An 11,094-nucleotide genomic window follows, 5' to 3' on the forward strand; every position below is an offset into this window, starting at 1 on the left:
GAATAATAATTGTAAGAATGAGTGAACATAATTTTCTTTGAGAAAGAAAATTTTATAATAATAGTATTATCAATCTGGAAACGACAATCGATGTATGTAAGGTGCGTAAGCGCGGCATGCAAAGGGGGTAAAAGAATGAAGGATCTTCATACGTTTGGATGGTATGCAGCACGTGTATCACCGCATTTGCCAAAGAAGGCATTTAAACCAGTCCCAACTCGTTTGTTTGGTGGACTAGCCTATTTACTTATTACGATAGCGGGATTTTTGACAATTGGTTTATTAGATTTGAACGTGTGGGCTAATCTTGGAATTGCAATCGTTTTAGGATTATGTTTTGCATCTATGGGATTTCTAGGACATGAAATTTTGCATGGTACAGTAGTAAGAAAAGCGTGGCTACGAGATTTTCTTGGAGCAATTGCGTTCTTGCCGCTGTCAACTGGACCAAAGTTGTGGAGAAAGTGGCACAATTTGACTCACCATGTGCATACACAGCATGAGGAGCATGATCCGGATGCGTGGCCAACGATGGATAAGTTTAAGAAAAGCAAATTTTTACGCTGGGTATATCGCCTTCCGTTGCACGTTCGTTCTTTCTTTAGCTTTCTATCGTTAACATTTCAATTTACGATGCATTCGTCTCGTATGTTTTTCCTTTTTATCAAGGAATTTAAGCCATCAACTCAAAAATCTGTATGGCTTCAGCTTCTTTTACCATGGACAGTTTGGATTAGTTTATTTTTTATTATGGGACCTTTAAAATGGTTTTTTGCTTACGTTATTCCATTATTAATTGCAAACGCTATTGTAATGGGATATATCGCAACAAATCACCGTTTGAATCCGATTGTTCCTGTAAACGATCCGCTTGCCAACTGTTTATCAGTAACAGTGCCGCGCTGGGTAGACGTGTTACATTTTAATTTCTCATATCATACAGAGCATCACTTGTTCCCAGGTATGAGCTCAAAATACTATCCATTAGTAAAAGAGAAAATTAAAGAAATGTGGCCAGAGCGCTATCATGAAATGCCGATGGGGAAAGCTTTAGCTGCGCTTTGGAATACACCGCGTGTGTACCACCAAGGTAGCGAGTTAATTGATCCGCATAAAGCTCATCTATACGGTTCCTTAGGGAATGGATTAGATCCTGCGAATATTGAATATCGCGAGGAAAGTATAGAAGAAGTAAAAAATGTAAAAAACGGCTAAAATATATTTCGGTATTAGAATCAGTGATTTTTATATAATAAAGATAAAAGCACGAACTCATGAAGAGTTCGTGCTTTTTACATAGGGATTTCTTTTTGCTTAGCGGGTTGTGTATGATTCATATTTTTTCGTGCTAATCGTTTCTCAAGAAGATGAACGAGGTATGTAAATAGAAGAACCAGCACAAGGTAATAGATGCTGACGACAATATATGTTTCAAGTTGCTGAAAGTTGGCAGCAGCTTCAGAAAGCCCGGATCCCCATAGCTCGGACATTCCTACATAGGCAACGAGTGAAGAGTCTTTTAAGCCGATAATGAACTGATTGCCTAGAGGCGGAATAGACAAACGAAATGCTTGAGGCAAAATAATACGTCGCATTGCTAATGGGTATGTCATTCCTAAAGAGCGAGCTGCTTCGAGTTGACCTCGGTCTACAGACTGAATGGAACCCCTGAAAATTTCGGTAATATAGGCGCCGTTATGAATAGCGAGGGCAATAGCGCCAGCCCAAAAAGGTGATAACACAATAACAGATGTAATTCCAAAATAGAGAATCATAATTTGTACAACTAACGGTATACCACGAATAATGGCAATGTATACATGTGCAATTCCATTTAAGAGTTTACTATTGGAAATACGAAAAAAAGCAAATAACAATCCAATTAGGCATCCAAGCAATAAGGAGGTTATTGTTAATTGTAATGTCAGAACAATTGCTTTTAGGAACGTTGGATATGTAGATATGAAAATATCGATCATTAGTATCACCTCTATATGAGTTGATTTTAATTTTATGAATATGATAGCAATGCCCTAAGGAAAGGTGCGGGGCACTACTCATGTATAAAAATTTATTTTGCTTTCTCGCCTAGAATGTTACGACCAAACCACTTTTTACTAATTTTCTCATATGTACCATCTTGAATGATTCCATCTAATGCTTTATTTAATTTTTGCATTAATTCTTTATCATCTTTGCGAACAGCAATGGCCATTTCATCAAGAGATAATGGTTTACCAGCATCTTTTATATTTGATTTTCCCTCTTTCATCATACGAAGACCGACCATTTGATCTGTGACAACAGCATCAACTCGCCCTGGTTCTAAATCCATAAGAGCGGTAATGTCGCTATCGTATTCTGTAATTTGATTTGTCTGCTTGGCAACAAGTGTTTTGAATGTACTTGCTTTTACGACACCTACTTTTTTCCCCTTTAAATCTTCAGCAGAGGAGATTGATGTGTTAGTTTTTGAAACGAAAATTTGTGCCCCAGAGCGATAATATGGATTCGTAAAATTAACCGCTTTGAGACGATCTTCTGTGATAGCCATACTTCCTAAAATTACATCATATTTTTTTGCTTGCAGACCTTGTATGAGTGTTTCCCAAGGATTTGTTACAGGAACAGCCTTCATATTCATTTTTTTAGCAAGTGCCTCACCAATTTCGACATCAAAGCCGACAAGCTTGCCATTTTCTTTATAGTTAAATGGTTTATATAAACCGCTCATTGCATAGCGAAATTCTTTCTTTCCGTCTGTTGATGTAGTGCTGCTTTCTTTACTACAGGCACTTAATACTAAAGAAGCACATAATGTAATCGCTGCTATTACTTTAAACATCTTTCGTTTCATAAAAACCCCTCCAATGTTTATATAATGTTTCGTAAAAATTGCTTCGCACGCTGATTTGACGGAGCGGTGAAAAACTGTTCTGGAGGTGCATCTTCTACGATTTGTCCGTCATCCATAAAAATGATGCGGTCAGCTACATCACGGGCAAATCCCATTTCATGCGTGACGATAATCATTGTCATACCTTCTTTTGCGAGGTCTTTCATAACTTGTAGTACTTCTCCGACGAGTTCAGGATCGAGAGCTGAGGTAGGTTCGTCAAATAACATAATCTTCGGATTCATTGCGAGTGCTCTTGCGATAGCGACTCGTTGTTTTTGGCCACCTGATAAAAGATCGGGCATTACGTTAGCCTTATCTTGCAATCCGACTTTTCCTAACAATTCGTAGGCAATGCTTGTTGCTTTTGTTTTGTCTAACTTCTTGACGTGAATAGGAGCTTCAATGATGTTTTCTAGTGAGGTCATATGAGGAAATAAATTAAAATGTTGAAAAACCATGCCGACATCTTCGCGGACTTTGTTTAGATTTGTATGTTTTGGATGGATTTTTTCTCCCTGTATCGAAATTTCTCCATCATCATACATCTCTAAGAAATTTAAACAGCGCAATAATGTACTTTTCCCTGAACCGCTTGCACCAATTAAGACAACAACTTCTTTTTCTTGCACGTGTAAATTGACGTTTTTGAGCACGTTTAAGGAACCAAAAGATTTTGTTAGATTTTGAACTTGTATCATGCATCCCCCTCCAATGAAATTCAGGTGTATAAAAATACCTTGTTTTTGGTAATTAGTCATAAATTGTCATATTCCTTTATTTTTTGTTAAAAATTTAAAGGGATTATAAAGTGGGGGATCTTATTGCCCGCGAATAGCGGGATAAATTGTCGTATATAAAATCTGTAAACAGCAATATTTAGGTGTGTTATATAGGATCATTGATAGAAAGGAATAGAGGTGTAATTATTTATTTTAAAATTTAATTATTTATTTTATGAATCTATATATCTTTTTATATGAAAAATATAGATAATAACATATAGAAGATACTTATATCATTTAGATAGGGGGAAGCTTAGGATGGAGAAAGAAAAGAAGCCTTTTTCCTTTGGATTGCGTATACAGCTAGTGTTGTTTACGACGATTTTAGCGCTTATTACGTATTCAACAAGTTTGGTGTTTATTTATGTTGTATATGATTATGTTCATGAATACATAAATCAAACTATGTACAATATTATTGTGATGATATTAGGGGTTATTTGGTCAGGGATTTTAGCATATTTTGCAGCAGATTTTCTTATTAAACCACTTCGAAAGCTGGAAGAAGCTGCCCATAAAGCGGCGAATGGAGATATTCGTGAAGATGTTTCTCTTCCAAAAGCAGATGATGAGATCCGTTCTTTAAGTGTTGCTTTTAATGCGATGCTTGGAAATTTACGGACAATGGTGAAAAATATTGATACAACGTTTGCATACACACACAATCAAGTACAGCAAATTCGAGAGCAAACAGGAGAGGCGACGAAACAAGCACAAGGAGTATCGGAAACACTCACCGAAATTTCCGTAGGAGCTGAGCAATCAGCTGCTTCTATTCAAACGATTGTTTCTACTGTTGATGCCACAATTTCTATTGCAAGTGAAGTAGAAGAAAAAGCAAAACAATCAGATCAATTATCTTCGCAAATGGTGCAGGCGCTTGGGCAAAGTACACGTGTTTTTGTGTCACTTATTGAAGGGATTCAAATGTTAGCAAGAGAAAATGAACAGTCGATGAAAAGTGTACAAAAGCTAGAAGATCACACGAAGCAAGTAGGGCATATTGTCTTATTAGTGAGTGAAATTGCTAGCCAAACGAATTTGTTAGCCTTAAACGCATCAATTGAGGCAGCGCGTGCCGGAGAACATGGAAGAGGGTTTGCAGTTGTTGCTGAAGAAGTACGAAAATTAGCAGATGAAAGTGCAAGTTCAGCACAAAATATTTCAAAGTTATTGCATGATATGCAAAACGAAGTGAACCATGTTTCTCTACAAATGAAAGAGCAAGTGAAAGTAGCGAAAGAAGAGGCAGAACGCGGCGAAGCAACAGAAGTTATTTTAAAAGAAATGACAGCAAGCATTATGGAAGTAGTGGATGCGATTCAAAAAATTAGTAGTTATATGAATGAACAGATGAATTATATTCATGAAACGGGTATACAAACGAAGGAAGTAGCAGCAATTGCTGAAGAAACTTCTGCAGGAGCACAGGAAGTTGCTCGCGTAACAATGAAGCAATCTGAAAATATGATATTCATTGATCGGCTATCAAAAGATTTAGAGAAGCGGGCAGCGGAATTAAAGAAGACAATTGCACAGTTTATGGTATAGGGAAGAACGATGATCGTTCTTCCTTTTTATTTTGTTGTAAACGAAAGGTGTTATGACGGTCGTAAATTAAAGTATGAAGGAAATATTATTATTGGTGATGACCGCTCATATGCTGATATGTTTGCCATTATAGATGATGCAGCGTATACAAAAATTAATGGTGAAGAAAAATCTGTAGGTGTATTGAAGTTTGATAAGAATCCAGCAAAAGGTTTACCAAAACAAGGTAGCGCTCATGCGCTACCTTATTTTATATTACTTTGCACGGATGAAAGTGTCACTTTATTTGTTCTTTAATCAATTGTAACAGCTGCGTGTGGGACGACATGTTCTATCCAATTGAAAAGCAGTTCTTCATTCAATAGGTATAAAGGAATTGCTAAAAGCTCTTGTTGGTTTTTATCATAAAAGACTATATAGTCTGTAGTAAAAGCGAGCTTCTCTAAGCGTTCCCCTTTACGGAATTTTCTTTTTTCAAAAGTAATCGCAGCAATTTCACTTGTGCGGATTTTCCATGCATCATATATTGTTTGATATTCAATGTAACCGTGTTTTAAATGAACAAATGTTGCTTTTACTTCGCGATAGTTTTTTTGAATAATCCAAACTAAAGCGGTAGCTAGTGCGGCAATCAACATGATTTCTACTAGGTTCTTGTCTTTAAAATAAAAGATAGAAAATCCTGCTAGTATAATAGAGCTAATGAGACGGAGATAATCAAATGAAGGTGTAAATTGATAAATCATTTCTTCATTGATTATTGCAATTTCATCATCATTGCTGCCAAATTCAATTGCGCGTTCTATATGCTCTTTAACAGAATATTTATGAGCTTCTTCGTATCCGGTGAATGCTTCTATTTCTATTGTTAATTCTCTTGTTAAGTTTTGTTTTTGCACACGAGCAACGGTAGTAAGTTCTCCTTTTTTCTTTCCAGGGCATTTGTTCACTTGTAAACTTTGTTACATAATATATCCAATCGATGCCATTTTCATCTTGTTGCTCGCATTCTTTCCAAATTGTATGTGTACTAGGCAAATGTTTGAAGGTTCCTTCTAACAACATTTCTTCGATTTGTCCTAATACCAGTTGTTCTTGTGTTTTATATTGTAATGGGAACAAGTCTTCTCGTTCTAGAAGTTGTAACTGTAAAAATAGAAAACTCCGAGTCTCAGATAATTTTGCATATGTTTCATATAAATCCAATTCTTGCTCGATTCCTTTTCTTGTTAATGCGATAAGAGCACTACATGCGATCCAATCATCTTTTAGGATAGGAAATTTTCGAGAAGCTCCCTTGTGTATGTATCACATAAAAATCCCATAATGCCGCAGTATATGCTTAACTCAGAACGAATTGGGAGATACATCTCATTCCATTGCTGATATACTTTGTCTATATAGTATTCTTTCTCAAATGATTGATAATCTTTGTATACTGACTGTGCTTTTGATGGCAAAATATGTTGTAACATTGCTTGATCGGATGGTGTTAATATGTATTTTTTATGAAGTAACAGTTGTAATAATAAAGCCAGAATATGAACCCCTTTTTCTCCTTCATCAATTTCCTTTAAAAGTTGAGGGAAAATGTGATGAGCAATGTCATCTAATTCTTCCAATAACCAGAAAGGAATGGTTACTTGTTCATCCTCACATATACTAACTAATTTCAAAAATGCAGGAATTCCTTTATATTCATCAATTTTTACTAATGTTTCAAGAGCAACTTCCTTTGCTCGTGATGAAAAATCGGAAAAACACTCTAATATTGGTTCAATGATTGTTTCGTTTGGGTATCGATTGACGAAAGAAAGGATACAAAAACTTGGATCATCTTGTTCATCTATGGGATTAGGATATTGTTTACTTGCAGCATAAACGAGATCTATAAGTACTGGAATGGGTATTTTGTTTTCTGTTATGTCGTGTAGCTCTATCATTGCTTTATAACGAATATCAAAAATTTGGTTATGCATAGCGGTGCATAACTTTTTAATTTTTAAAGATGTTAACATAAATCCTCCCTATTACTTTAAATATTACAATAGACTTTTTAAAGATAATGGATTTGCTATATGTAAGCAATGGATTTTTAAAATGAACTGTATGGGAATTTCGTCCAATTTGGTATATGCCAGAAATTGTTCTCCCGATCTTTTTCATTTTTCTCTCTATCTTGAGGAGGGGGGCTGCCAGCGAATAGCGAGATAAAAAGTATAGACATTTATGTATCAGAAAGGGAACAGTAAACATATTAAATGAGTAAAAGTGGTAATATACGATAAAAAACCCGTTACAAATTTCACATATTTTGTTATGATATCTTTACGAAAACGTTTGCATCAACTTGTGCAAAAGGAGAGAAGAAATTATGAATAAAACGTGGTGGAAAGAAGCGGTAGCTTATCAAATTTATCCGCGCAGCTTTATGGATTCAAATGGCGATGGTATTGGAGATCTGCAAGGTATTATTTCAAAACTAGATTATTTAAAAGAACTTGGTATAGATGTAATTTGGATTTGTCCAATGTATAAATCACCAAACGATGATAACGGCTATGATATTAGTGATTATCAAGATATTATGGACGAATTTGGTACGATGGCTGATTTTGATGAACTATTAGCAGAAGTGCATAAACGTGATATGAAGATTATTATTGATTTAGTTATTAATCATACAAGTGATGAGCATCCGTGGTTTATTGAATCGCGTTCTTCCAAGGATAATCCAAAGCGTGATTGGTATATTTGGCACGACGGAAAAAATGGAAAAGAACCGAATAACTGGGAAAGTATTTTTAATGGATCTGCTTGGGAGTATGATGAAGCAACTGATCAATATTACTTACATCTGTTCTCACGTAAGCAACCAGATTTAAACTGCAAAACGAAGAAGTACGTGCGGTGTTATATGACACAGTGAATTGGTGGCTTGATAAAGGAATTGATGGCTTCCGTGTTGATGCGATTAGTCATATTAAAAAAGAAGAAGGGTTTAAAGACATGCCGAATCCAAAAGGGCTCAAGTATGTACCTTCTTTTGATAAACATATGAATGTTGATGGTATTCAGCCGCTTTTAGAAGAGTTAAAAGCAAGAACATTTGCCAATTATGATATTATGACTGTCGGCGAGGCAAATGGTGTGAAAATTGAAGATGCTGAGCTTTGGGTTGGAGAAGAGCAAGGGAAGTTTAATATGGTATTCCAATTGAGCATTTAAGCTTATGGGATGCAGAAAAGAAAAAAGAACTTGATGTTGTAGGGCTTAAAAAAGTTTTAACGAAGTGGCAAAAAGGTTTAGAAAATAAAGGATGGAATGCGCTCTATATGGAAAATCATGATAAACCTCGTATTGTCTCTACTTGGGGTGATGATAAACAATATTGGCGCGAAAGTGCAACAGCTTTAGGGGCAATGTATTTCTTTATGCAAGGCACACCGTTCATTTATCAAGGTCAAGAAATTGGAATGACGAATGTTCAGTTCCCGCGTATTGAAGATTATGACGATGTGGCGATTAAGAACTTATATCGTCAAAAGATTGAAGAGGGGACACCTCATCAAGAAATTATGGAGATTATTTGGGCATCTTGCCGTGATAACTCACGTACACCAATGCAATGGAGCAGTATGGAAAATGCCGGTTTTACAACAGGTACGCCTTGGTTTGGGATGAATCCAAATTATAAAGAAATTAATGTAGATGTGCAGCAAACAGATTCAAATTCCATTTTAAATTTCTATAAAAAGATGATTGCATTGAAAAAAGAGCATGAAGTGTTTACTTATGGAACGTACGACTTACTTTTAGAAGATGATCCACAAATTTATGCGTATACACGTACGTTAAGTGATGAAAAAGTTGTTGTAATCAGCAATTTATCAGAGAGTGAAGCTGTATATGATGAGGCTGCATATAAGCTAGAATGCAATCGTTTGCTTTTAAATAACTATGAAGTAGAAGAGCATGATGCAATTACAACAATAACTTTAAAGCCATATGAAACAAGAGTTTATTATACTTATTAAAAAAGATGCTATATAAGCATCTTTTTTTTATAAAAAAGACAAATTTTTATAAAATTATTATTGCAATATGAAACGCTTTTATTAAAATGAATTTATGAAAACGATTGCGTAAAAAATGTTTTCGTAAGGGGATAAGCAATTATTATTTATACATGAGGGATTGTAATTTAGAAAAAGGAGGAACAAAGGATGAAGAAGCTTGCATCTTTCGATTTTTGGCAAAAGTTTGGAAAAGCTTTATTAGTAGTAGTTGCGGTTATGCCAGCTGCTGGTTTAATGATTTCCATTGGTAAGCTAATCGGTATGTCTGCTGGTGATGTAGCTGCAGTACAAACGATTGCTAGAGTTATGGAAGATATCGGTTGGGCAATTATTGTAAACTTACATATTTTATTCGCTGTAGCAATTGGGGGATCTTGGGCAAAGGATCGTGCAGGCGGTGCATTTGCAGCATTGCTAGCATTCATATTAACAAACCGAATTACAGGAGCGATTTTTGGTGTAAACGCTATAATGTTAGCGGATTCAAAAGCGAAAGTCTCTTCCTTATTAGCGGGAGATTTACTGGTAAAAGATTACTTTACTTCTGTTCTTGGTGCACCAGCACTTAACATGGGAGTATTTGTAGGGATTATTTCAGGTTTCTTAGGAGCTACGTTATACAATAAATATTATAACTATAATAAATTACCACAAGCATTAGCGTTTTTTAACGGAAAACGCTTCGTACCATTCGTAGTAATCGTTGGTTCTACAATCACTGCTATTATTTTATCGTTCGTATGGCCATTCATCCAAAGTGGATTAAACGAATTTGGACGTTGGATTGCAGCTTCAAAGGATAGTGCACCAATTGTTGCACCATTTGTATATGGGACACTTGAACGTTTATTATTACCATTTGGCTTGCATCATATGTTAACGATTCCAATGAACTATACAGCGCTTGGCGGCTCGTACACAATCTTAACAGGTGCCAAGGCAGGACAAGTTGTAGCAGGACAAGATCCATTATGGCTTGCGTGGATTACAGACTTAAATAACTTAATAAATAAGGGTGATATGACAGCGTATCATGATTTATTAAATAATGTTGTTCCAGCACGTTTCAAAGTAGGACAAGTTATCGGTTCAACTGCATCATTAATTGGTATCGCATTTGCGATGTACCGCAATGTAGATGCAGAGAAACGTCATAAATATAAACCAATGTTTTTCTCAGCAGCATTAGCAGTATTTTTAACTGGGGTTACAGAGCCGATTGAATTTATGTTTATGTTTGTCGCACCAGTACTATATGTTGTTTATGCAGTTATAACTGGTGTAGCATTCGCATTAGCAGATGTTATTCATTTACGCATCCATGCGTTTGGTTTTATTGAATTATTAACTCGTACACCAATGATCGTTAAGGCAGGATTAACAAGAGATCTTATCAACTTTGTTGTTGTATCAGCTATATTCTTTGGATTAAACTTTACAATCTTCAACTTCTTAATTAAAAAGTTCAATTTACCAACACCAGGACGTGCGGGTAACTACATTGATAATGAAGATGGGGCTGAAGAAGTAGCAGCAAATGTAAAAGAAGGTTCATTAGCAACAGCGGTTATCGAGCTATTAGGCGGGAAAGATAACATTGCCGATGTAGATGCCTGTATGACGCGTTTACGCGTAACAGTAAAAGATTTAGATATCGTTGCACCAGAATCGAATTGGAAGAAAAATGGGGCACTTGGATTAATTGTAAAAGATAAAGGGGTACAAGCTGTTTACGGTCCGAAAGCTGATGTATTAAAGTCAGACATTCAAGATATTTTAGGTG

At 35.7% G+C, this 11,094-nt stretch carries 8 protein-coding genes and 3 pseudogenes; 6 read left to right on the top strand and 5 right to left on the bottom strand.

Translation table 11 applies throughout. The annotated features are described in order from the left end of the window. Window positions 1-135 precede the first annotated feature (135 nt). On the top strand, window positions 136-1,215 hold the full coding sequence (locus AB1284_RS24820) for a fatty acid desaturase family protein (RefSeq protein WP_429752598.1): 1,080 nt from the start codon (window positions 136-138) through the stop codon (window positions 1,213-1,215). Window positions 1,216-1,292: 77 nt separating this feature from the next. Here the strand turns inward: AB1284_RS24820 and AB1284_RS24825 are convergent, their stop codons facing one another. From AB1284_RS24825 to AB1284_RS24835, 3 genes are all read right to left on the bottom strand, one after another. After that, window positions 1,293-1,979, bottom strand: coding sequence for an amino acid ABC transporter permease (locus AB1284_RS24825; RefSeq protein WP_429752596.1), 687 nt, complete (start codon window positions 1,977-1,979; stop codon window positions 1,293-1,295). Between the two features lie 92 nt (window positions 1,980-2,071). Continuing rightward, a complete protein-coding gene (locus AB1284_RS24830) occupies window positions 2,072-2,857 on the bottom strand; it encodes an ABC transporter substrate-binding protein (RefSeq protein ID WP_429752594.1) in 786 nt (261 codons plus the stop codon). Between the two features lie 17 nt (window positions 2,858-2,874). After that, window positions 2,875-3,597 carry an amino acid ABC transporter ATP-binding protein gene (locus AB1284_RS24835; RefSeq protein WP_429752592.1) on the bottom strand — a complete coding sequence of 241 codons (723 nt, stop codon included), beginning with the start codon at window positions 3,595-3,597 and terminating at the stop codon, window positions 2,875-2,877. Window positions 3,598-4,104: 507 nt separating this feature from the next. On the opposite strand from AB1284_RS24835, the pseudogene AB1284_RS24840 reads away from it, so the two are divergent. From AB1284_RS24840 to AB1284_RS24850, 3 genes and pseudogenes are all read left to right on the top strand, one after another. Then, window positions 4,105-4,290: pseudogene (locus AB1284_RS24840) on the top strand (HAMP domain-containing protein); the annotation flags it as partial. A gap of 15 nt (window positions 4,291-4,305) precedes the next feature. Further along, a complete protein-coding gene (locus AB1284_RS24845) occupies window positions 4,306-5,232 on the top strand; it encodes a methyl-accepting chemotaxis protein (RefSeq protein ID WP_429761864.1) in 927 nt (308 codons plus the stop codon). Window positions 5,233-5,286: 54 nt separating this feature from the next. After that, a pseudogene (locus tag AB1284_RS24850) lies at window positions 5,287-5,529 on the top strand (lipoprotein BA_5634 family protein); the annotation flags it as partial. Here AB1284_RS24850 and AB1284_RS24855 read toward each other — a convergent pair. Next, window positions 5,526-6,182 (bottom strand): hypothetical protein, encoded by a 657-nt coding sequence (locus AB1284_RS24855; protein ID WP_429761880.1) that lies wholly within the window; start codon window positions 6,180-6,182, stop codon window positions 5,526-5,528. The pseudogene AB1284_RS24850 and the gene AB1284_RS24855 overlap by 4 nt on opposite strands. Before the next feature lie 318 nt (window positions 6,183-6,500). Then, a complete protein-coding gene (locus tag AB1284_RS24860; protein ID WP_429761881.1) occupies window positions 6,501-7,250 on the bottom strand; it encodes a hypothetical protein in 750 nt (249 codons plus the stop codon). A 356-nt stretch (window positions 7,251-7,606) separates the two neighbouring features. Between AB1284_RS24860 and AB1284_RS24865 the strand changes: the two are divergent. Both AB1284_RS24865 and AB1284_RS24870 read left to right on the top strand, forming a co-directional pair. Further along, window positions 7,607-9,269, top strand: a pseudogene (locus AB1284_RS24865) (glycoside hydrolase family 13 protein). Window positions 9,270-9,458: 189 nt separating this feature from the next. After that, window positions 9,459-11,094 (top strand): PTS transporter subunit IIBC (locus AB1284_RS24870; RefSeq protein ID WP_429761882.1); only part of this gene is annotated, 1,636 nt, incomplete at its 3' end.

This window comes from Bacillus sp. S2(2024) (genome assembly GCF_050474045.1).
Lineage (GTDB): Bacteria > Bacillota > Bacilli > Bacillales > Bacillaceae_G > Bacillus_A > Bacillus_A yunxiaonensis.